13 protein-coding genes are annotated in these 23,672 nt (G+C 62.0%); 6 read left to right on the forward strand and 7 right to left on the reverse strand.

The window, feature by feature from the left end:
* Nucleotides 1–159: 159 nt before the first annotated feature.
* Nucleotides 160–6,570 carry a non-ribosomal peptide synthetase gene (locus AC07XZ_RS20995; protein WP_102687425.1) on the reverse strand — a complete coding sequence of 2,137 codons (6,411 nt, stop codon included), beginning with the start codon at nucleotides 6,568–6,570 and terminating at the stop codon, nucleotides 160–162.
* A 490-nt stretch (nucleotides 6,571–7,060) separates the two neighbouring features.
* Here AC07XZ_RS20995 and AC07XZ_RS21000 point away from each other — a divergent pair, with 490 nt between their 5' ends.
* From AC07XZ_RS21000 to AC07XZ_RS21015, 4 genes are all read left to right on the forward strand, one after another.
* On the forward strand, nucleotides 7,061–7,855 hold the full coding sequence (locus AC07XZ_RS21000) for a helix-turn-helix transcriptional regulator (protein WP_102687424.1): 795 nt from the start codon (nucleotides 7,061–7,063) through the stop codon (nucleotides 7,853–7,855).
* Nucleotides 7,856–7,917: 62 nt separating this feature from the next.
* Nucleotides 7,918–9,336 carry an efflux transporter outer membrane subunit gene (locus tag AC07XZ_RS21005; protein WP_102687423.1) on the forward strand — a complete coding sequence of 473 codons (1,419 nt, stop codon included), beginning with the start codon at nucleotides 7,918–7,920 and terminating at the stop codon, nucleotides 9,334–9,336.
* A 151-nt stretch (nucleotides 9,337–9,487) separates the two neighbouring features.
* Complete coding sequence (locus AC07XZ_RS21010; RefSeq protein ID WP_085748385.1) at nucleotides 9,488–10,093, forward strand: SCO family protein; 606 nt, start codon at nucleotides 9,488–9,490, stop codon at nucleotides 10,091–10,093.
* On the forward strand, nucleotides 10,093–10,569 hold the full coding sequence (locus AC07XZ_RS21015) for a copper chaperone PCu(A)C (RefSeq protein ID WP_007956880.1): 477 nt from the start codon (nucleotides 10,093–10,095) through the stop codon (nucleotides 10,567–10,569). The genes AC07XZ_RS21010 and AC07XZ_RS21015 overlap by 1 nt, the downstream gene beginning before the upstream one ends.
* Before the next feature lie 83 nt (nucleotides 10,570–10,652).
* Here AC07XZ_RS21015 and AC07XZ_RS21020 read toward each other — a convergent pair whose 3' ends face one another.
* Both AC07XZ_RS21020 and AC07XZ_RS21025 read right to left on the reverse strand, forming a co-directional pair.
* On the reverse strand, nucleotides 10,653–11,069 hold the full coding sequence (locus tag AC07XZ_RS21020) for an organic hydroperoxide resistance protein (protein ID WP_007956881.1): 417 nt from the start codon (nucleotides 11,067–11,069) through the stop codon (nucleotides 10,653–10,655).
* A 157-nt stretch (nucleotides 11,070–11,226) separates the two neighbouring features.
* Nucleotides 11,227–12,240 carry an ABC transporter substrate-binding protein gene (locus AC07XZ_RS21025; RefSeq protein ID WP_102687422.1) on the reverse strand — a complete coding sequence of 338 codons (1,014 nt, stop codon included), beginning with the start codon at nucleotides 12,238–12,240 and terminating at the stop codon, nucleotides 11,227–11,229.
* A 437-nt stretch (nucleotides 12,241–12,677) separates the two neighbouring features.
* Between AC07XZ_RS21025 and AC07XZ_RS21030 the strand changes: the two genes are divergently transcribed.
* The gene (locus AC07XZ_RS21030) at nucleotides 12,678–14,888 is read left to right on the forward strand and encodes an LTA synthase family protein (protein WP_102687421.1); all 2,211 of its coding nucleotides are present in this window, start codon (nucleotides 12,678–12,680) and stop codon (nucleotides 14,886–14,888) included.
* Nucleotides 14,889–14,937: 49 nt separating this feature from the next.
* On the opposite strand, the gene AC07XZ_RS21035 is transcribed toward AC07XZ_RS21030, so the two are convergent.
* The gene (locus tag AC07XZ_RS21035; protein ID WP_102687420.1) at nucleotides 14,938–16,974 is read right to left on the reverse strand and encodes a TonB-dependent receptor; all 2,037 of its coding nucleotides are present in this window, start codon (nucleotides 16,972–16,974) and stop codon (nucleotides 14,938–14,940) included.
* A 326-nt stretch (nucleotides 16,975–17,300) separates the two neighbouring features.
* Here AC07XZ_RS21035 and katG point away from each other — a divergent pair, with 326 nt between their 5' ends.
* The gene (gene katG, locus AC07XZ_RS21040; protein WP_102687419.1) at nucleotides 17,301–19,568 is read left to right on the forward strand and encodes a catalase/peroxidase HPI; all 2,268 of its coding nucleotides are present in this window, start codon (nucleotides 17,301–17,303) and stop codon (nucleotides 19,566–19,568) included.
* Nucleotides 19,569–19,890: 322 nt separating this feature from the next.
* On the opposite strand, the gene pepN is transcribed toward katG, so the two are convergent.
* The 3 genes from pepN to AC07XZ_RS21055 are packed head-to-tail and all read right to left on the reverse strand — an operon-like array spanning nucleotide 19,891 to nucleotide 23,646.
* On the reverse strand, nucleotides 19,891–22,548 hold the full coding sequence (pepN, locus tag AC07XZ_RS21045; protein WP_102687418.1) for an aminopeptidase N: 2,658 nt from the start codon (nucleotides 22,546–22,548) through the stop codon (nucleotides 19,891–19,893).
* Nucleotides 22,549–22,558: 10 nt separating this feature from the next.
* Nucleotides 22,559–23,389 (reverse strand): DUF2797 domain-containing protein, encoded by an 831-nt coding sequence (locus AC07XZ_RS21050; RefSeq protein WP_102687417.1) that lies wholly within the window; start codon nucleotides 23,387–23,389, stop codon nucleotides 22,559–22,561.
* On the reverse strand, nucleotides 23,386–23,646 hold the full coding sequence (locus AC07XZ_RS21055; RefSeq protein WP_011333626.1) for a YeaC family protein: 261 nt from the start codon (nucleotides 23,644–23,646) through the stop codon (nucleotides 23,386–23,388). The genes AC07XZ_RS21050 and AC07XZ_RS21055 overlap by 4 nt, the downstream gene beginning before the upstream one ends.
* Between the last annotated feature and the right edge of the window lie 26 nt (nucleotides 23,647–23,672).

Below are 23,672 nucleotides of genomic sequence, written 5' to 3' on the forward strand. Positions count from 1 at the left end.
AAAAGGAGCGCGCAGCAGTGAGTCCGTGCGGCCGCGCGCAGCCCGGAAAAGCTAAAACATCGGGGCTTGGGTGTCTGACATGGGAAGCAGGGACAAGCCCCGTGACCGGACAGTCATGGCGTCGATTCACGGGAACCGCGAGTCGACGCCGATGTCGCCTCAGAGCCGACGTTTGCGGTTGAGCGTCGGTATGGTGGTTTGCGGGACTTCCACCTGTTTGGCCTGGTCCGAGGTTTGCGCCGCCAGCGCGGCCAGCGTCGGCTGGCTGAACAGCGTCCGCGCATCGACGTGCAGCCCGGCCTGACGCATGCGCGCCACCAGACTGACCGCCAGCAACGAATGCCCGCCGAGTTCGAAGAAGTGGTCGTTGCGCCCGACCTGCTCCAGTTGCAACACCTCGGCCCAGATCTGCGCCAGGCGGATTTCGACTTCGCCCTCGGGCGCCTCGTAGCGGCGACTGAGCACCGCCTCAGCCCCCGGTGCCGGCAAGGCCTTGCGGTCGACCTTGTCGTTCGGGGTCAGGGGCAATGCGTCGAGTTTTACGTAGGCGCCCGGCGCCATGTACTCCGGCAAACGCTCGAGCACATGGGCGCGCAAGGTTTCGATGTGTGGCGCATCAAAGCCTTCACGCACGGTGAAATACGCCACCAGTCGCTCGTCACGCACCAGCACCACCGCTTCACGCACCGCCGGGTGCTCGATCAGCCGCGCTTCGATTTCCCCCGGTTCCAGACGCAGGCCACGCAGCTTGATCTGGAAGTCGTTGCGGCCGAGGAATTCGAGGTTGCCGTCCGCCCGGTAGCGCACCAGATCGCCGGTGCGGTACAAGCGATCACCGGCCACGAACGGGCTGTCGATGAAGCGCTCGGCCTGCATGTCCGGCAACCCCAGATAACCCCGCGCGACCCCGACCCCGCCGATGTGCAAATGTCCGCTGACACCGAACGGCACCGGTTGATCGTGGGCGTCCAGCACGTAGAGCCGGGTATTGCTCAGGGCCTTGCCGATCGGCACCACGGTTTCCGGCACCGGTTGATCCGGTTCCAGCGTCCAGCCGGTGCTGTCGACCGTGGTTTCGGTCGGGCCATAGACGTTGTGCAGACGCACCCACGGCAGGCGCTCGCGGACACGCCGGGCCAGTGCGGCGGTCAGTTCACCGCCACCGTTGAGCACGTCAGTCAGGCTGGTGCACTGGCTGACATCGTCCTGTTCGATGAACTGTTGCAGCAGCGCCGGCACGAACTTGACTACGGTGATCTGCCGTTCGCGAATCACTTGGGTGACATAGGCCGAATCGCGGTTGCCGTCGGGCCGCGCCAGCACCAGCCGCAGGCCGGAACACAGCGGCCAGAAAATCTCCCACACCGAACTGTCGAAGCTGAACGGGGCCTTCTGCAACAGCGCGCCATGTTCGGTCGGCGGACTGATCTGCGAGCCCCAGTGCACCATGTTGCAGGCGCTTCGGTGCTCGATCATCACGCCTTTCGGCGTACCGGTGGAGCCCGAGGTGTAGATCATGTAGGCCAGGTTTGAAGCGCTCAGACCCGGTCCTTTCAGGTTTTCAGTCGAGGCGCCCTGCCAGGTGCAACGGTCGAAGTCGATGACCGGCACACCCGGCTCGCCCAACAGATTGCGGGTGGTCTCGTGTACCAGCACCGCCACCGGGGCGCTGTCCTGCAGCATGTAATGCAGGCGTTCCAGCGGATAGTCGGGATCCAGCGGCACGTAAGCACCGCCGGCCTTGAGAATGCCGAGCAGGCCGACTATCAGATCCGGGCTGCGCTCGACACAGATCGCCACCCGCGAATCGGGCTGCACGCCGTGCTCGCGTAGATGATGCGCCAGACGGTTGGCCTGTTCGTTCAGCTGGCGATAGGTCAATTGTTGCTCGCCAGCCTGCAACGCGATGGCGTCGGGTCTGCGCTGTACTTGTTGCTCGAACAACACCTGAAGCGGCTGATCGAGCGGGCAATCGACTTCGCTGGCATTGAACTCGACCAGCAGTTGCTCAAGCTCCGCCGCCGGCAGGATCGGCAAGCGATTCAGCGGCTGTTGCGGAGTTTGCTCCAGCGCATCCACCAGCGTCTGCAACGCGGTTTGCACGTAGTCGCCGATGCGCTGCGCACCGATGCTCATCAGGGTTCGCGTGGTGATCTGCAAAGCGCTGCCCAGATCATCGACGCTCAGGGTCAGCGGGTAGTTGGTGCGTTCTTCGTTCTCCAGGGTCTGAATGCCTTGCCAGGCTGGGTCCGACGCCGCTTCCTGCGCCTCAAGTTCGGTGTGCCGATAGTTGAGCAACGCACTGAACAGCGGCGCCGGTGACGCAACGCCGCTGCAACGCTGGGCCAGCGCCAGTGACGCATGTTCGTGCCCAAGCAAATCGGTCAGTCGGGCGTGGGTGAGCAGCACCGCATCGCGCACGCCACGGTTCATGTCCACCCGCAATGGCAAGGTGTTGATGAACACGCCCAGCGCCCGGTCCGCGCCCTCGCCGCCTTGCATCCGGCCCATAAAAACGCTGCCAAACACCACGTGCTCCTGCCCCGAGGTCGCCGCCAGCACCTGGGCCCAGGCCAGGTGAATCAGGCTGGCCACGCTGACGCCGGCCTGCCGCGCCTGAAGGCGCAAACGCCGATCCAGTTCCGGCGCAAGCATGCGCACGGCTTCATCGGTGCCGCGCCCGTCGCCCTGCACATCCTGCAAACCGAACGGCAAGGTCGGCTCGTCGATGTCGGCGAGCATCTCGCGGAAGAACGCTTCATGTTCCTGCTCGCTGACACCGAGCCGGGTCTGGGCCACGTAATTGCGATACGGCACCGCTGGCGGCAAGGTCTCACTCAGCCCAAGCAAGTTGGCGCGCATTTCATGGCGCAGGACTTCCAGCGCGATGTGATCCAGCGCCAGGTGATGGAACAACAGAATCGCCACGATCCGCCCGTGGGCCGGATCGCGCGCATACATCAGCCGGATCAGCGGCGCCTGACTGACGTCGATGCGATAGCGACGAGCATCGAAACGCGCGTGTAGTTGCGCGAGGACATCGCCCTCGGCCGGATCGAAGGTAATTTCCTGCACCGGCAGTTCGGCTTCGCGCCAGACCACCTGCACCGCAGTGGTCAAACCTTCCCAGACCACCGCAGTGCGCAGGATGTCGTGGCGCGCCATGACCTGACGCAACGCGCCCGCATAGGCCTCGACCCGCTCGACGCTGTCGAACGCCAGCTGCGATTGCAGCAGGTACGGATCGCCCTGCGCGGCAGTGATGTGGTGATAAAGAATGCCTTCCTGCAACGGCGCCAACGGATAAATATCCTGCACGTTGGCCGCCCCGCCCGGCACCGTGGCGATGATCCGGTCGAGGGTGGCCTGATCCAGTTCAACCAACGGCAACAGGTCCGGCGTGATCCGCGTGCAACCTTGCGGAATGCGGTTGGCCGGCACTTCGACCTCGCGGCCACTGCCCACCGACGCGGCCAGTGCCGCCAGGGTCGGCTGGCCAAACAGCACGCGCACATCGCTGCTCATCCCCAGCTGACGCATGCGTTCGATCAGGTTGACCGCCAGTAACGAGTGCCCGCCCAGTTCAAAGAAGTGATCGTGACGCCCGACCTTTTCGACTTGCAGCACCTCGGCCCAGATCTGCGCCAGGAGGATTTCGACATCGCCTTGCGGGGCTTCATATTCGCGGCGGATCAACGCCTCCGGCCCCGGCGCCGGCAACGCCTGACGATCCAGTTTGCCGTTGGCCGTCAGCGGCAGCGCCGTCAGGCGCACGTAGGCCGATGGCAGCATCGCGCTGGGCAGACGGGTCTTGAGGTGAGCATGCAGCTGCGTGATATCCAGCGGCTGGCGTTCGGTGAACCAGGCCAGCAATTGCCCGTCGCGCACCTGCACCACCGCATCGCGCACGGATTCATGGCTGCTCAAAGCGGCTTCGATCTCACCGGGCTCGATGCGCACGCCACGGATCTTCACCTGATCGTCGTTGCGGCCCAGGTATTCGATAGTGCCGTCAGGGCACCAGCGTGCGAGGTCGCCGGTACGATACATCCGCGCGTTGGGCTGGCGGCTGAATGGATCGTCGAGGAAACGTTCGGCGGTCAGCTCAGGGCGATTGAAGTAACCCCGCGCCACCCCGGCGCCACCGACGTACAGCTCGCCGGCCACGCCAATCGGCACCGGACGCTGTCGGTCATCCAGCAGATAGGCCGTGGCATTGCTCACGGGTTTGCCGATGTGCAGCGTCCGGCCCGGTTCGATTCGGCCCGAGGTCGCGACCACCGTCGCTTCGGTCGGGCCGTAGTTGTTGATCACCGCGAACGTCTGCTCGCGATTGAACTGGCGCAGTCGATCACCGCCGATCAGCAGTGTGCGCAGGGTCGGGTGTTCGAGGTGACGGCTGAAGGCGTACTCGGCAATCGGGGTCGGCAGAAAACTCAAGTCCAGCGGTTGCGCACGCCACCAGTCGAGCAGCGCGTCAATGTCTTCGCCGCCGTCACGAGACGGCGCCAGGTGCAGGGTCGCGCCAGCACACAGCGCGGGCCAGACTTCCCAGGCCATGGCGTCGAAGCCGAAGCCGGCGAGGCTTGAAGTGTGGCAACCGGCGCTCAGGTCGAAGGCCGTGCAATGCCAGTCGACCAGATTCGATAACGTGTGATGCTCGACCATCACGCCCTTGGGCTGGCCGGTGGAGCCGGAGGTGTAGATCACGTAGGCCAGATGTGCAGTGGTCAGACCCGAAACGTCAGGGTTGAGATCGTTGATCGGCCAGGCGCGCGTGTCGATTTCAATCACCGGCACGTCGAGCACCGGCAAACGTTCGCGCAGATCGCGCTGGGTCAGGACCACGACCGGAGCAGTGTCGCGCAATAAATAGCTCAGCCGTTCCGCAGGATGAGCCGGATCGACCGGTACATAACCGGCGCCGGACTTGAGAATCGCCAGCAGCGCGACCAGCGTGTCCAGCCCTCGGCGCGCGACCAGCGCCACGCGGGCGTCGGGTCGTACGCCAAGCCCGATCAAATGATGGGCCAGGGCGTTGGCCTGTCGGTTCAGCTCGGCATAGGTCAGCCGTTGTCCTCGGGATTCAGCCGCTACCGCATCCGGTCGTGTCGCCGCTTGCGTTTCGATGCGCTGGTGAATGGTCAGGTTTTGAGGGTATTGCGCGCGTGTGTCGTTCCACTGCTGCAAGAGCGCCGATTCGGTCGGCAGGCTCAGGCTGAAATCACCCACCATCAGCGCCGGGTCTTCAAGCCCCTGCTCCAGCACCCACAGCAAGCGCCCGCTCAGCGCCGCGATTTCTTCGGCGTCAAAGTAGGCCTCGTTGTACACCATGTACAAACTGTCCTCGTAGTCACCACGGCTGCTCAGCAGGTGCACCGACAACGGCGTGCCCTCTGCGTGGTTCGACACTTTGACCACCCGCCCCTGCGCCTCGCCGTAGCGGTATTCATGCGCATCGCGCTCATAGGACACGGTCACTTCGAACAACTGCGAGCGATCCTCGCGCAGCAAGCCGAGGGCACGGTTCATTTCGCTCAAGGGAAAACGCTGGTGGCGAAAGTCTTTTTTCAACTCGTCGTGAATCGCCTTGACCAGCGTCTTGAATGACAACTCGCGGCCAAACCCCATGCGCACCGCGCTGACCTGGGTGAACAGCCCCAGGGTCGATTTGAACCGGGCGCCGGAGCGGTTGAGCAGCGGCACGCCCACCACCCATTCGTCACGCTGGGCGCTGCGGCTGAAATACACATGGATCGCTGCCAGCAACACATGAAACGCCGACGCGCCGTACTCTCGGGCCACCTGCTTCATGCGCTCGTGCAAGCGAGCCGGAAAGACTTGCGAGAAAATCCGGGTCGGTGCCGCAGCGCTGGCAAAGCGTTCCTGATAGCGCGGCAACAACAGCGGCTCGGGCCGATGTTGGTATTTGTCCAGCCAATACGCCCGGTCACGGGCGTAACGGTCGGACTGAAAATACCGCGCATCGTCACGGATGAAATCGACATAGGACGGCGCCGAATCGGGCGGCAATTGCCCGAGCGCCAGCGCGTTGTAGATCTCGTCGAGGGATTTGAGCATCTCGCCGAAACCCCAGCCATCGACGATCAGGTGATGGGCCTGGAGTGACAGCCAATGGCAGTCGTCATCGAGCCAGAGCAGACGAAACCGGAACAACGGCCCGCCGTCCAGCGTAAACAGCTGCTCGATGTTTTCCTGCGTCAGTTGGCGCGCTGCGGCGTATGGATCGGGATGGCTGCGTAAATCGTGCACCGGCATCGGCACCGGCATGGACCTGGCAAAACGCTGCAACGGCAGCCCATCATCGCCGGCCCCCGGCAGCAGGCTGGTGCGCATCGCGTCATGCCGGGCCACGAGACCTTCAAGCGCCGCCTGCATCAGCGCCGGATCCAGCGACCCGGTCAGTTCGACATAGCCACCGATGTTGTACATCGGCGAATTCCCCTGACGCAGTTGGTCGAGCCAGATGTCACGCTGCGCAGCGGTCAACGGGAAGGCCTCGGAGATCGCGGACAGACCGTCCGCCGCATCGGCAGCAAATTGGTTCATAAGATCCATCTCACGTGATTTGGCGCGTATTCAAGCATCGGCCCCGAAATCCGCGTGACACGAAAAACCCGGACAACACTCCCCACTTTGTACAGTTGTGCGAGCCAACAGGGCCTGAGAAGTCAGCGATTTCCCTAAAAGTTCGGAAAGAAATGACTGAAAATCCTGTAGGACAATCGCCACACTTGCCTGCCCGCCAGCGTCCCGCACTGAAGGGTGCGGCGGTCCGATCCCCGGATTTCGGGGTTCGTACTAGACCGTACAGTCACGGACTACGCGACCTTGCACATTCACCTGACAGAAACGTGACGCCATTTTTTCGGAAATGGTGGCACTTTGTGTCCCTGTTTTCCCCTACAGACGTAGGACAAATGCATAGGCTTAAATCCCGCTCCAGACGATTTCAAGGAGAAAAAACTGGGTGGGCGTTTCACGGGTGCATGCACGGCAGACGATTCGGCAATGGCTCTAAATCAGGGATGACAAGGATATGAATCTGACCGGCATTCTTCGCAACATGGAAAATCCGCACTTTTATTGGCAGCTGGGGGAGTTGATCGCCAGCACCGGCAACGAGCGTTTTGCCACGAATATGTTCCAGTTGGTCGACAACCTCGTACCCGTCAATCGCGTCCATCTCAGTGAATGGACCCTGGATGAACGGGACTCAAGCGTGGTCGAGATCAAGGCGTTGGGCAGTGCCGGTTTGCCGGACACCTTTCCGCCCCCGGATCCGTTGCAGCACCCGGACGACCACCCGTTGCTGCAACAGATGATCGAGATGAACGACTCGCTACTGATTCAACTGAAAGCCTCGCTCCAGCATCGACACCCGCACCACAGCGTCCACCAATGCAATCTGGTGTCTCGCACGTCCAATCGCCGTTGCGTCATTTCGTTCTACCGTCCCCACACGCATCGGGTGTTTTCCCTGCCGGAGCTGTCGTTTCTCAAGCGCCTGTCCGACACCCTGTTGCCCTTGATCGAGCGCCACGCGCACATCAGTCGACAAGCCATCGCCCGCCAACCCCGCGCGCCACAAGCCGATCAACCCCAGACGCCGTTGCAACAGGTGTTCGACGAACGCCTGGCGTTGGGCGACATCACATTGTCGGTGCGCGAGAAAGAAGTCTGCCTGGGTCTGCTGACCGGCGGCACCGTGCCGCAGATGGCGGAAAAGCTGCGAGTCAAGAACAGCTCGATCGAGACCTACCTCAAGCGCGCGGCCGCCAAGCTTGGGGTCAGCGGGCGACACGGTCTGGCGAAATGGATGGCCGGGGCCTGATCCGGCGTTTTTCTCATCACGGGCGCCCGGCGTCCGCTCTCATTCGTGAACGAGGCTGTTTGATGTTCAGATTGCCGATTTCCCTGCTGTCCGCTGCGCTGCTGCTGGGCGGTTGCTCACTGATTCCCGATTACCAGCGACCGGCATCGCCGAGCGCTGCGCAGTATCCGCAAGGTCCGGCGTATGCCGCGCAATCCCCGGTCACGCCCCGGGTGGAAGACTGGCGCGCGCTGTTCAATGACCCGGCGTTGCAGCAATTGATTGAAAGCGCGCTGGTCAACAATCGCGATCTGCGGGTAGCTGCCCTGAATGTCGAGGCGTTTCAGGCGCAATACCGCATCCAGCGCGCCGACCTGCTGCCGGCGGTGTCGGCCAACGCCAACGAGCTGCGTCAGCGGCTGCCGTCCAGCGTGACTCGCACCCAAGCGGCAATCACCTCGACCTACTCGGTGAATCTGGGCATCAGCGCCTATGAACTGGACTTCTTCGGCCGGGTGCGCAGCCTCAGCGAGCAGGCCTTGCTGACCTGGCTGTCCACCGAAGAGGCCCGGCGCAGTGCGCAATTGAGTCTGGTGGCCAACGTCGCCAACGCGTACCTGACCTGGCGCGCCGATCAGGAGTTGCTGGCGCTGGCCCGGGAAACGCTGGCCGCCGACGAACGAAGCCTGCACCTGACCACCCGCAACCGCGAGGCCGGCAAGTCTTCGGCGCTGGATCAGATTCAAGCACAAACCAGTGTCGACGGCACCCGCGCGAGCCTGGCCCGTTATCAGCGTCAGGTCGCCCAGGACTTGAACAGCCTGACGCTGCTGGTGGGTGCGCCAGTGTCGGAAAACCTGCCGGCGCGTCCGCTGGACAGTGATCTGGTGGCAACCGTGCCGGCCGGACTGCCCTCGGACTTGCTGCAACGCCGGCCGGACATTCTCCAGGCCGAATACAAACTGCGCGCCGCCAATGCCAACATTGGCGCGGCGCGGGCGGCGTTTTTCCCGAGTGTCAGCCTGACCGCCAATGCCGGGACATCCAGCCGCGATCTGTCCGGGCTGTTCAAGGGCGGCTCCGGGGCCTGGACATTCCAGCCGCAGATCAACCTGCCGATCTTCAACGCCGGCAGTCTGCGCGCGAGCCTGGATTACGCGAAACTGCAAAAAGACATCACCGTCGCCGAGTACGAAAAGACCATTCAGACGGCATTCCAGGAAGTGTCCGACAACCTCGCGGCGCGCCAGACCTACGAACAGCAACTCCAGGCCCAACGCGATCTGGTGCAGGCGACCCAGGATTATTACGACATGGCGCAGCACCGTTACCGGAGCGGCGTCGACAGTAGCCTGACGTTCCTCGATGCCCAGCGTTCGCTGTTCAGTTCCCAGCAAGGACTGATCACCGACCGGTTGGCGCAACTGGTGGCGCAAGTGAACCTGTACACCGCGCTGGGTGGTGGCTGGAGCCCGGTCGAGCCGCTTCCACCATCGCCTTGAGTCATTTTTTCTTACACCTTTTGTCGCCTGTTCCGACATTGACAGGTGATCAAAAACCGACCTGCCGGATCATTTTGGTATCATGCGCCGCTTTTACGGTTAACCCCCCCGCCTGTCCTGCCGACCGGCGGGCTCCAAAGGGCGGTATGAAATGACGGCTTTGTTGACTCGCCGCAAGGTGCTTGCGGGAATGGGCGTACTCGGTCTCGGCCTGCTCGCCGGCTGCGACACCCGCGGCGAACTGTCGTACAAGTACGGCAAGGATCTGAGCGACAAGATCCTCGGACGCACCTTCAAGCTCAAGGACACCGAAGGCAACACCGTGACGCTGTCGAGCTTTCGCGGCCTGATGCCGATGATCTTCTTCGGTTTCACCCAGTGCCCGGCGATTTGCCCGACGACGCTGGCCCGCGCCGCAAAAATCAAGAAGCTGATGGGCAAGGACGGCGACATCCTGCAAGTGGTGTTCATCACCCTCGACCCGGAACGCGACACCCCGGAAATCCTCGACGCCTACGTCAAGACCTTCGATCCAAGCTTCGTCGCGCTGTACGGCACCCTCGAAGAAACCAAGGCCACCGCCAAGGAATTCGACGTGTTCTACGAAAAAGTCCCGGCCGGCGACACCTATACCCTCTCCCACACCGCCACCAGTTATGTCTACGACACCCGGGGCAACTTGCGTGTGGGCCTGTCTCAATCGCTTTCTGCACAAGAGTGCACGGAAGATTTGCTTACCGTCATGGAGGTCTGCTGATGAACCCTTTTCTGAACAACATCAAACGTGCCGCACTGGGCCTGTCCCTGCTGGGCCTGGCTTTCCAGGTATCGGCGCAGACAAAGGTCGACGACGCCTGGGTGCGCGCGACCGTGCCAAACCAGTCGGCCAGCGGCGCGTTCATGACCGTCACCGCAGACAGCGACAGCAAGCTGCTCAGCGTTGCCTCGCCAGCGGCCAAGGACGTGCAGATTCATGAGATGACCATGAAGAACGACGTGATGAGCATGGGCCCGGTGAAATCGGTCGACCTGCCAGCGGGCAAGGCCGTCAACTTCGACCCGAATGGCTACCACGTAATGCTGATGGGCCTGACCGCTCAGTTGAAAGAAGGCGACAGCGTGCCGCTGACCCTGACCGTGGAAAACGCCAAGGGCGAAAAGGAAACCGTTGAAGTGAAAGCGCCGGTCAAGGCGCTGACCATGGAAGGCCACGATCACAGCAAGATGCATTGATCGTCGACGGACAGATTTACGGCTTCAAAAAACAAAAGGGGCGGCATGATCGACGATCATGCCGCCCCTTTTGCATCTGGATATCAGACCAGTTTCAATTCGACCTCGATATTGTTGCGCGTGGCCTTGGAGTACGGGCACACCTGATGCGCCGCATCCACCAGCTGCTGCGCCGCGCCGCGCTCCATGCCCGGCAGGCTTACATTCAGTCGCGCCTGCAGGAGATACCCTCCCGAATTAGTGCCCAGGTCCACTTCGGCATCCACCGCCAGGTCTGCCGGCAGGCTGATTTTCTGCTGCCCCGCCACCGCTTTCATCGCGCCGATGAAACACGCCGACCAGCCTGCTGCGAACAATTGTTCCGGATTGGTCCCGCCGCCACTGGAGCCGGGCGAAGACAGTTTTACATCGAGGATCCCGTCGGAACTGCGCGATGCGCCGTCACGTCCGCCGGTGGTGTGGGTTTTCGCGGTGTAGAGGACTTTTTCGATCTGACTCATGGCGATCTCCTGAATGAAAAACAGCAGATTGTTCACTCGGCGCCTCCCGTCGCAGCTTGAGGTGCGCCACCGGTTTCACACAGCCCTCTGACTATAGACGCGGGTTTGTCGCTCACCCGGCGAACGGACGTGCGGACTGCTCAGAAAAGACGAGTGTTCAACTCCCCGCCCCGCCATGCGCCTCTTCAAAGAAATAATCCTTCCAGCTGTCCGCCTTGTTTTTCAGCACGCCCAGCTCCTGCAGTTTCTCTGCATAGATAAAGGTGCGTTGCGGCACCACGGTGAAATCGATTTCCGGGTCGGTGACAATTTTCTCAACCAGCGCCAGCGGTAGTTTCGACTGTTCAACCCGAATGTAAGCTTGAGCCGCCGCAGGCTTGTCGGCTTTGATGATCTTCTCGGCCTCGGCCAGGGCGTCGTAGAACGCCTTGTAGGTTTTCGGGTTTTCGTCGTGGAATTTTTCCGTGGTGTAGAGCACGTTGAATGTGGCCTGGCCGCCGAGCACGTCGTAGGAACTCAGCACCTTATGCACGTTGGGATTCTGCAGTGCCTGGTACTGGAACGGTGGGCTGGAGAAGTGTGCGTTGATTTCCGAGCCGCCGGCGATCAACGCGGCCGTCGCATCCGGGTGCGGCAGGCTGACGGAGATGTCGTCGAATTTCTTGTATTGGTCATTGCCGAATTCCTTGGCCGTTTCGATCTGCAGCGTGCGCGACTGGAAGCCCACACCCGCCGCCGGCACGGCGATGCGATCCTTGTCGCTGAAGTCCTTGAGGGTTTTCACGTTCGGGTTATTGGTCAGCAGGTAGTTGGGCATCGAGCCCAGCGAAGCGATGGCCTTGACGTTCTGCTTGCCCTTGGTGCGATCCCACACGGTGAGCATCGGCGGCACGCCGGCCGAGACCACGTCCAGCGATCCGGTGAGCAACGCTTCGTTCATGGCGGTGGCGCCGGAAATGCTGTTCCAGTCGACCTCGATGTCCAGGCCCTGTGCCTTGCCGTGCTTCTCGATCAAGTGCTGATCGCGCACCACATCCAGAATCAGATAACCGATGCCGAATTGCTGGGCGATGCTGATCTTGCCTTCGGCCTGAGCGGTGTTGCCGAGTAGCGAACCAGCCAGCGAAGCGGCCAGCAGCGTCAGTGCAGAACGTTTGAACGGTAGGGCCATGACAACCTCGCAGTGATTTCCAGGAAAATCTGTGAGGCCGGACTTTATCGCTATAAAAAACGAAATTTAAATACCGTTATCGCATATTGATATCACCTGAACGTCAGCCTTGCAGAAACACTTGCAAGTCCGCGCCCTAGCCATCGAACACCGCTGCAACCCGCTGCTCGCCGATGCCTTTACGCTGACCGCTTCGGGGGGGCAATGTCACAAGCAGGTGAATGCCGCTTAAACAGCCTGAAACAATAAAACCGCCGCCGCACTCAGGCCGGAAAACCGCCAAGACGGTCGCCGATCAAGGCCCCGCCCCTTGCGGATGGATCACAGCGATCTTCGGGACCGGATCACCCAGCCGTTTAAAAAGGCGATCAGACTGCCGACGCTTGGTATCATCGCCCACACTTTTATGACGGTTTAATGGCTGGAAGGTCTTTTTTGTGAGCGCTCTTTTTCAACGGCTGCGGCGCCTGGATGCCCGCCTTCTTTCTCTGGTTTTCCTGGTACTGATCGTGCCGGTGTGTCTTCGCGCGGCGCTCGGCTGGTCGAGCCTGTTCGGTTATCTGTCGGATCTGGCCATCGGCAGTTTGCTGGTGGTTTTGTTACATCGTCGTCCCTGGTGGCTGGCGCTACCGGTGCTGCTGTTCTGGGGATTGCTGGCGGTGGCGACCGCTGAACTGGTCAGCGCGGTCGGGCGCCTGCCGACCGTGGCAGACCTGCATTACCTGATCGACCCGCAGTTCGTGGAGAACTCCACCGGCGGCGGCTTCGCCCATCCCGGTGTGGCGGTTGCGCTGCTGGTGGCTTTGACCCTGTGGTTGCTGAGTCACTGGACTCGACGCGCGACAAAGTTCCCCGCTCTGCCCCGCGCAGCCTGGGCGACGCCGGTACTGCTGTTCTCCGCGTACTGGGGCGCGCAGCACTTAAACCCGAGCGATGCCGACCCGTGGCGTCTGTACAACCTGCCGCACCAGTTGCTCGCCGCGCAGGTCGCCGACATGCAGATGCAGGCCGAAGAATGGCTGGACGGCGACACTCAGGTTGCTCCCCCACCGATGGCCGGCCTCACCGATGTCGATCTGAACGGTCATCCGCTGCTGGCGGCCAAGGGCCAGGCGCGCAATGTCCTGATCGTCGCGCTCGAAGGCATTCCCGGCGCCTACATCGGCGCCAATCGCCAGGCCATCGGCAGCCATTATCAGGAAGACCTGATGCCCAACCTCAGCCGCTGGGCCGAGCGCGGCATGAACACACCGGATTACGTGCTACACACCCACCAGACCATTCGCGGTCTGTACGCCATGCTCTGCGGCGATTACGACAAGCTCGACAACGGCACGCCCAAAGGCGTGGAAATGCTGACCCAGCGCGAACGCAATCAGGCGTGCCTGCCGGCCCAGTTGCGTCAGCACGGTTTTGCCACGCATTACTTGCAAGGCGCAGGGCTGCGGTTCATGGCCAAAGACAAGATCATGCCGCACATCGGGTTCGATGCGACCCATGGCCTGGAATGGTTCACCAACGCCAACTACCTGGAATTCCCGTGGGGCAAGGATGACAAGGCGTTTTTCGAAGGCGCACTGAAATACGTCGGCGAACTGAAGAAGCAGAAACAGCCGTGGATGCTCACGCTGCTGACCGTCGGCACTCACCAGCCCTACTCCGCGCCGGAGGATTACCTGCAACGCTACGACACGCCCAAGCAGGCCGCCGTCGGTTATCTGGACGATGCGCTGGAGCAGTTTCTCAGCGGCCTCGAACGCCAGGGCGTGCTGAAAGACACGCTGGTGGTGATCACTTCGGACGAGTCCCACGGCATCGACGGCGTACGCCTCGCGTCGTCCTGGGGCTTCAACCTGACCCTCGCGCCGGAGCAGGCGCAACTGCCGCGCCTGAACGCCGGGGTCTACGGTCACGTCGATCTGAGCGCGTCGATTCTGGATTACTTCGATTTTCCGGTGCCTTCCGCCCTCAGCGGGCGCTCGTTGTTTCGCGATTACGATTCGGGCCGCGAAATCATGTCGTTCACCAACGGCAAGCTGCGCTATCACGACGGTCGCGGCCTGCTGACTGAATGCGACATGCCGCGCCGTTGCCGCAATTACGCCAGCGAAGGGTTCATCGCCGAAAGCGCCACGTTCAAGGGCAATGCCAGCGGCCAGAACGCCCGGGACATCGCCGCCCGCGCCTCGGCCCTGGACCTGTCGCTGCTGCGCACCCCGCTGAACCAGCGCTACCAGTTCGGCAGCGCCAACGTCATTCCGCTGCAAGCACAGATCAAGGACGACTGGGCCGACAACCTGATCGGCGCGCAATACCTGGAGATGCCCAAAGGCTCCCACACCCGCGTGCGCCTGACCGTGCGTTCGGTCGATCCGCAGCAGGCGGCGTATATTCAGCTCAAGGCCAAGGAGTTCGAGCAGGACGTGCAACTGGGCCTGCCGACCGAGATGGTCGCCACAGCGGATCAGCCGCTGGAGATGGACTTCAGTTTCGACAACCCGCAACCGCGCAAGGCGTTTTCGTTCCACTTGTTGGGGTATGGCCTGGGCGCCGTGGAGGTCAGTGATTTCAGCGTGATCACCGAGCTGCCGGGGCAACAGGATCTGCTGGACGAGATCCCGGAAGAAGACACAGCTCAATCGAGTTGAGGTGAACGCCAGCTTCGCAACGACGCTGGCGCCCGTCCGGTGTGAACGATCAGAACGTGGTGCGCAGACCGACCTGAATGCTGCGCCCTTCTGCCGGCGCAATATCCCGCAGGATCGAACTGGCATAACGCACGGTCTGGTTGGTCAGGTTCTCGGCATTGACGAAGGCCAGCCATTTGCTCTGGCCAACATCAAAGTGATAACCCACATTCGCCCCCAGCGTGGTGTAGCCGTCGGTGCTGCTTTCGTTGTCCGGCACCCGGTGCTGGGAACTGGCGTGTTCCACATCGATCCGCGCCTGCCAGCGATCCAGCTCCCACAACAGACCGGTGTTCAACCTCAGCGGCGCGATGCGCGGCAGGTCCTGGCCATTGTCGAGGTTTTTGGCGCGGGTGTAATCACCCGACAGTTCCAGCGCAAACTTGCCGTAGGCGTTTTCGCCAAGGGTCCAGCGATCCTGCGCTTCGATACCGCTGAAGCGCGCCCGCACGCCGGAGTAGGTGTATTCGGGGATGCCGTCGGCGTCTTCCTCGCCTTCGTCGTTGAGCGTGCGCCCGGTCCCGAGCAAGCCGATGTAGTTGGAGAAATGGCTATAGAACACGCCAACGCTGCCCTTGTGGGTGCCGTTGTCGAAACGCAGGGCCAGGTCGCTGGAGACGGCTTTCTCTTTCGACAGCCCCGCGTCCCCGACTTCATAAGTGCCGGTGGCGACGTGGGCGCCGTTGGCGTAAAGCTCATAGAACGTCGGCGCGCGTTCGGTGTAGCCCAGCGTGGCGGCGACCGACCAGACCGGCGTCAGCGTGTACACCGCGCCGGATGACAGGCTGCCGGCGGTGAAGCTGCTGGAGCGATCGGCATTGGCGAAACGCTCGTTGCCTTTGGCGTCCGGGTCGACCGTGGTGTGTTCAAGGCGTCCGCCGAGGGTGAACAGCAGGCGATCCGTGGCTTGCAGCTCTTCGAGAATGAACAGTGCACCGGCATCGGTATCGGTGTGCGGCACGAAGGCTTCTTCGCCCAGCGCCGAGAATTCGTTGCGACTGACCTGCGCACCAATCACCCCGTTGAACGGCCCCAGCGGCTGATGCCGGGCCTCGACCCGCGCCTCGTAGCCCTTGTTCTTGAACGTGGTGCCGACCTCGCCGCCCTCGATTTCGCGGTGCTGGTAATCGGTGTAGCCGGCGTCGAACTTCACCGAGCTGAACGGGCCGTCGAGGTTGCGAATTTCCGAGGCAAACGCGTAGTGCTCCTGCTCCATGCGGATGCGCACGTCGTCTTCGGCCGGCGAGCCGTAGTTCGAATCGTAATTGCTGTACGACAGCCCCGCGTAACCGTCATCCCAGGTGTACGACCCGCCCACAGCACCGCCGTCCTGACGACCATCGCTGTTGGCCAGCCGATGCTTCTTCGAATCGCCATCGTCGTTCGCCCGCTCACGACCGGTCTTGGCGTAGCCGGGGATTTTAAGGTCATTGAATTCGCGGGCGCTGGCGTCCACGTGCAAGGCGAACTGGCCGTTACCGGCTTCGAGTTTGCCGGCGCTGCTGCGGGTGGTGTCGGCGCCGCCGTAGCGCAACTCGCCAGCACCGTGAATGCCGTCGATGGCTTCGGTCGGGATGCGGTTGTCGAAGGTGTTGACCACCCCGCCGATGGCGCTGCCGCCGTACAGCAAGGCTGCCGGGCCACGGACGATTTCGATGCGCTCGACGTTGACCGGATCCAGCGGCACCGCGTGATCGTAGGACAGCGACGAGGCGTCCAGCGCGCCGACGCCGTTGCGCAGGATGCGAATGCGATCACCGTCCTGCCCGCGAATGATCGGGCGACTCGCACCCGGGCCGAAGTAGGACGACGACACGCCCGGCTGCTTGTTCAGGGTTTCGCCGAGGCTGCCCTTTTGCTGCAGCGTCAGGCTGTCGCCGCTCAACACGTTCGAGGGCGAGGCCAGCGTCTGACTGCCCAGCGGATTGCCGGTGATGACTTGCGGTTGCAGTTCCAGCGGGTCGGCGGCGAATGCGGGTGAAGCGATCAGCAGCGCCGAGGCCATGAGCGTCAGGCGGGGTTGGAAGGTGTGGAAACGGGAAGGCATTTCAGAAATCCGTCAGGCAGAAAAGAGAGGATCGATGCCGGCGCTACAGAGGGTGTATTACCGGCGGCAATCAGATGAAATCATTTTTATGTTATACAATAACATTTCCAATGACCATCCCGTTTCGCCCAGACAAATGCAAACCAGCGCTCAAGCACGGGCATTTCAGCGCCCTGCCCCTGCAGGTTCCCCGCACTTCGCATAAGAGACTGCGCCTATCAGGCACCAATAGTCGGCCTATTAGCTGACTTGCCAAGTCGGGTCTAGCCTTACTAGTCCGAAGTCGGCACGAGCCGGCCGCAGAAGACCTGATAAGGATCCCGAACATGGCAAATGAATCGAAATGCCCGTTCAATCACGCCGCCGGCGGTGGCACGACGAACCGCGATTGGTGGCCGAATCAACTGAACCTGAAAATCCTGAGTCAGCACTCGCCCGCATCCGATCCGATGGGCAAGGACTTCGACTACGCCAAGGCTTTCAAAAGCCTGGATTTCCAGGCCCTCAAACGCGATCTGACGGCGCTGATGACCGACTCCCAGGAGTGGTGGCCAGCGGACTTCGGCCACTACGGCCCGCTCTTCATCCGCATGGCCTGGCACAGCGCCGGCACCTATCGCACTGCTGACGGCCGTGGCGGCGCCGGCTCCGGCCAGCAACGCTTCGCCCCACTCAACAGCTGGCCGGACAACGTCAGCCTCGACAAGGCCCGCCGCCTGCTGTGGCCGATCAAGCAGAAATACGGCCGCAACATTTCCTGGGCCGACCTGATCGTTCTCACCGGCAACGTCGCGCTGGAATCGATGGGCTTCAAGACCTTCGGTTTCTCCGGTGGCCGCGCGGACGTCTGGGAACCGGATGAAGACGTGTACTGGGGTTCGGAAAACAAATGGCTGGGCGGCGACAATCGCTACGGCAAGGACCCGGAATCCATGCAGCCGCCGGGCGAAGGAACACTGGTCGCGGAACCTGCCGAACACGGCAATGAGGAAAGCCGCACCAATCAGGGCGAACGCAACCTCGAGAACCCGCTCGCCGCCGTGCAGATGGGCCTGATCTACGTGAACCCGGAAGGCCCGGAAGGCAATCCCGACCCGGTGGCCTCGGCCAAGGATATCCGCGAAACCTTCGGCCGCATGGCCATGAACGACGAGGAAACCGTCGCCCTGATCGCCGGCGGCCACGCCTTCGGCAAGACCCACGGCGCCGGCCCCGCCGATAACGTCGGCCCGGAACCGGAAGCCGCCGGCCTCGAAGAACAAGGCCTGGGCTGGAAAAACAGCTTCGGCACCGGCAAAGGCGCCGACACCATCACCAGCGGCCTGGAAGTGACCTGGACCACCACCCCGACAAAGTGGAGCAACAACTATCTGGAAAACCTGTTCGGCTTCGAATGGGAACTGACCAAGAGCCCGGCCGGTGCCCATCAGTGGAAACCGAAAAACGGCGCCGGGGCCGGCACCATTCCCCACGCCCACGACCCGAACAAACGCATCGACCCGACCATGCTTACCTCCGACCTGGCCCTGCGTTTCGACCCGGCCTACGAGAAGATTTCGCGGCGCTTCCTGGCCAATCCCGATCAACTGGCCGACGCCTTCGCCCGCGCCTGGTACAAGCTGATTCACCGTGACATGGGCCCGCTGTCGCGTTATCTCGGCCCGGAATTGCCCCAGGAAGAACTGCTGTGGCAAGACCCGATTCCCGAGGCCAAGCATCCACTGGTGGACGACAGCGATATCAGGGCTCTGAAAGGCAAAGTACTGGCCTCGGGGCTGTCCGTTTCGGAACTGGTTTCCACTGCCTGGGCGGCCGCATCGACCTTCCGGGGCTCGGACAAACGCGGCGGTGCCAATGGCGGACGTCTGCGTCTGGCACCGCAAAAGTTCTGGCAGGCCAACCAGCCGGAGCAACTGGACAAGGTGCTGAAAGTCCTCGAAGGCATTCAGAACGAGTTCAACGCCGGGGCGGCAGGCAAGCAAGTCTCGCTGGCGGACCTGATCGTGCTGGCGGGTAATGCCGGTGTCGAACAAGCGGCGAAAAACGCCGGGCACACGGTGACCGTGCCGTTCAATCCGGGGCGCACCGATGCGACTCAGGAGCAAACCGACGTCGAGTCGTTCGGTTTCCTTGAACCGCACACCGACGGCTTCCGCAACTACGCCGCCAACACCTACCGCGTGCCGGCCGAAGCGTTGCTGATCGACAAGGCGCAACTGCTGACCCTTTCGGCGCCGGAAATGACCGTGTTGATCGGCGGCCTGCGCGTGCTGGACACCAACGTCGGCAAGACGAAACACGGGGTCTTTACCGACAAGCCCGGATCACTGACCAACGATTTCTTCCGCAACCTGCTGGACATGGGCGTGGAATGGAAACCGACGTCGAAAACCGAGTTCGAAGGCCGCGACCGTAAAACCGGCAGCGTGAAGTGGACGGCGACCCGGGTCGATCTGGTGTTCGGTTCCAACTCGGTGCTGCGGGCGCTGGCAGAGGTGTATGCCAGCTCCGATGCGAAGGAAAAGTTCGTCAACGACTTCGTTGCCGCTTGGGCGAAGGTGATGGATCTGGATCGATTTGATTTGCGCCAATAAACCTTTTTCATCCACCCACAAAAAACGCCGCTCATCGAGCGGCGTTTTTTATAGCCGGTTCTGCGGAAGTAATGCGGTGGAGCTGAAACCCAACCCCCTCACCCCAGCCCTCTCCCCGAGGGAGAGGGAGCCGACCGAGGTGTATTGCGCGATACATCGACCTGAAGAATCGAGTCGATTATAGATTCGGTAAAGCAGGATCAGGTCGGCGTAAATCTGAAGCATCCCGCAATCAGTCCCCTCTCCCTCCGGGAGAGGGTTAGGGTGAGGGCTGGATCTAAAGTTGAAACACCATCTCAAGACCAACCCCAAACGACCAGCCTCAAGCCAAGCTCTTGCTAACCACCTCATAAACATCACTAGACAGCTGCCCCGAAGCCAGAATCCGCTCCAGCTCCGCCTTCATCAGCGCCTGACGAGCACCGTCATACTTGCGCCAGCGCGTCAGCGGCGCCAATTGACGCGACGCGATCTGCGGGTTGAAGCCGTTCAGTTCGATCACCAGATCCGCCAGGAAGCGATAACCCGAACCGTCCGCCGCGTGGAAGTTGATCAGGTTCTGCCCGGCGAACGCACCGACCAGCGCACGCACCTTGTTCGGGTTCTTGATGTTGAACGCCGGGTGCTGCATCAGCGCTTTCACCCGCTCCAGACCGCCCGGCAAGGTGCTGCCGGCCTGCACGCTGAACCACTGATCCATGACCAGCGGATTGTCCTTGAAGTGCTCGGCGAAACTGGCCAGTGCGGTCGCTTTCTGCTCGTCGAACGGCGAGTTGACCAGCACCGCCAGCGCGGTCAGGCGCTCGGTCATGTTGTCGCAGCTGTCGAACTGTTCCAGCGTTGCCGCCAGCACTTCCGGCTTGCCGCTGAGCATCAGGTAAGACAGCGCGATGTTCTGCAACGCGCGACGGGCGAAGTGCTCGGCCTCGGCCACGTACGGGGTTTGCTTCGACAGGTCGCGGTTGGCCTGATAACGCAGCCACAGCGCCTCGAACAGATTGTCCGCCAGTTGCTGACGGGCGAATTCGCGGGCGGTGTGGATCGCGTCCACGTCGGCGACTTCGCTGATTTCGGTCAGGTAGGCTTCGCTTGGCAGCGAGAGCATTTCCGCGACCATCGCCTGATCCAGCGACTCGTCCGACAGCACGGTGCGCAGCGCGGAAACCAGACGTGGGTCGAGCACCAGGCTTTCGCCCTTCTGCTGCTGGCCGATCAACTCTTGCAGCACCTGCACCGACAGTTGCTGACCGGCATCCCAGCGGTTGAAACCGTCGGTGTCATGCTGCATCAGGAACATCAGTTGATCGCGGTTGTACGGGAAGCTCAGTTTCACCGGCGCCGAGAAGCCACGCAGCAACGACGGCAGCGGCTGTTCGGCGATGTCGACGAAGGTGAACGTCTGTTCGGCTTCGGTCACCGAGATCACTCGGCTAGTGCCTTGGGCCGAGGCTTCACCGGACAGACGCAGGGCAATCTCGTTGCCCTGACTGTCGAGCAGGCCCAGCTCCACCGGGATCACGAACGGCAGTTTTTCAACCTTGTCCGGGGTTTCCGGGCAGCTCTGGCGGAAGGTCAGACTGTAGGTTTTCGCGGCGGCGTCGTAAGACTCGCTCACCGCCAGACGAGGTGTGCCGGCCTGGCTGTACCAGCGCTTGAACTGGGTCAGGTCGACGCCGTTGGCATCTTCCATGGCCTTGATGAAGTCATCGCAGGTCACGGCCTGGCCGTCGTGGCGTTCAAAGTACAGGTCGCTGCCTTTGCGGAAGCCTTCGGCGCCCAGCAGGGTGTGGATCATGCCGACCACTTCCGAGCCCTTTTCGTACACGGTCAGGGTGTAGAAGTTGGAAATCTCGATGAAGCTGTCCGGGCGCACGGCGTGGGCCATGGGACCCGCATCTTCGGCGAACTGGTGGGTACGCAGGTACGCCACGTCCTGAATGCGCTTGACCGTGGCCGAGTTCATGTCAGAGGAGAAACCGGCATCGCGGAACACCGTGAAGCCTTCCTTGAGCGACAGCTGGAACCAGTCGCGGCAGGTCACGCGGTTGCCCGACCAGTTGTGGAAGTATTCGTGAGCGACGATCGCTTCAACGCGCTGGTGCGCGGCGTCGGTAGCGGTTTCGGCACGGGCCAGCACGGCGCTGGAGTTGAAGATGTTGAGGCCCTTGTTCTCCATCGCGCCCATGTTGAAGTCGTTCACGGCGACGATCATGAAGATGTCCAGATCGTACTCGCGACCGTAGACCTCTTCGTCCCAGCGCATCGACTTCTTCAGGTTGTTCATGGCGTGCTGGCACTTGTCGATGTTTTCCGGCTCGACGTAGATGCGCAGCGCCACGTTGCGGTTGGTCATGGTGGTGAAGCTGTCTTCAACGCACCACAAGTCACCGGCCACCAGCGCAAACAGGTACGCCGGTTTCATGAACGGGTCTTCCCAGGTCGCCCAGTGTCGGCCGTCTTCGCCGGGGCCGCTGGCGATCGGGTTGCCGTTGGACAGCAGCACCGGATAGCTGTGCTGCTCGGCGACCACGGTGGTGGTGAACTTGCTCATCACGTCCGGGCGGTCGAGGTAATAGGTAATCTTGCGGAAGCCTTCGGCCTCGCACTGGGTGCAGAACATCGTGCCGGACTTGTACAGGCCTTCCAGTGCGGTGTTGGTTTCCGGGTGGATCCTGACGCTGGTGTCGACCGTGAAGGTTTCGCTGGCCGGTTGCAGGGTCAGGTGGTTTTCAGTCAGTTGGTAATCGCTCGCGCTCAGTTCCTGGTCTGCCAGGGTCACCGAGAGCAATTCCAGCTGCTGGCCATCGAGCACCAGCGGCGGCAGGCCCGGGCCACGGGCCGGGTTGCGGCGCATCACCAGTTGCGCGTGGACCAGACTGTGGTCCTCGAACAACTCGAAGGTCAGGTGTGTTTCATCGATCAGGTACTCGGGCGCCTGATAGTCCTTCAGGTAAATCATCTTCGGTTGTTCGGTGCGCATGCTGAAGTCCTTATTGATGCACGGCGAGCTGATAGGCCGTGTACTTGCGAATGTTGATCACGCCGGTGTCGAAGATCAGGTACTGGCCCTTGATCCCCAGCAGCGTGCCTTCGGCAATCGGGTTCTTGTCCAGGTTGAAGCTGACGATCTTGGCCGGGTACTGCTCGACCGGGTAGCGGATTTCCAACGGCTCGACATCGGCAATTGTCTGAATGGCCTGGAGACCGAATCGCTCCTGCAAACCTTGCAGACCCGGGGCGCAGCTTTCGAACAGTTGATCGCGCACCTGCGCCAGATCCACCGCCGCCGCGTCGCCTTTGAGCAAGGCGCGCCAGTTGGTCTTGTCCGCCACCTGGCTGCGGAACAGGTCTTCGACGAAACCCGACTGCTGCCGCGTCGAAACGCGCATGATCGGCAGCGCCTGACTGGCGCCCTGGTCGAGCCAGCGGGTCGGCAACTGGGTGGCGCGGGTGATGCCGACCTTGATCCCCGACGAATTGGCCAGGTAGACGACGTGGTCGGTCATGCAGAATTTCTCGCCCCACTCCGGCTCACGGCAGGTGCCGGCCTCGAAGTGACAGCGCTCCGGGCTCATGATGCAAATGTCGCACTGGGCGAGTTTGGTCATGCACGGGTAGCAGTAACCCTGACTGAAACTGGTCTTGGTCTTGCGCCCGCAATGGGTGCAGTGAATCGCCCCCAGGTATTCCAGACGCACCGTGCTGCCGATCAACGGGTTGACCGGCACCTCGACGTCATCCAGACGAAACGCGTACTGCACGTTCGGCCCGTCCAGGCGCGCCGACATTTTGCTGATTGCACCGCGGCCGATCTCGATCAATGGAGGGCGTCCGACTTGAACAGGATGTTCGGCACTTCGATCGACTTCGACGCGCATTCCTGCGGGCCCATGTAACCGGTGCGCTCTTCCTCGGGCAGGTTCTGCATTTCCCAGGCGATCATCGCCTGCAACGACAGCTCGCGCTGCTCGGCGGTGAGTTTGCCGCCGTCGGACCATTTGCCGATCTCTACCGCCAGTTTCAGGCTCTGGTAGATGTCCGGGGTGATGTTCTTGATCAAATCGTTAAAAGAGGACATCAGGGTCTCCGTGCTCTTTATTCAAA

It is taken from the genome of Pseudomonas sp. GW458-11-26-14-LB4 (assembly GCF_059423925.1).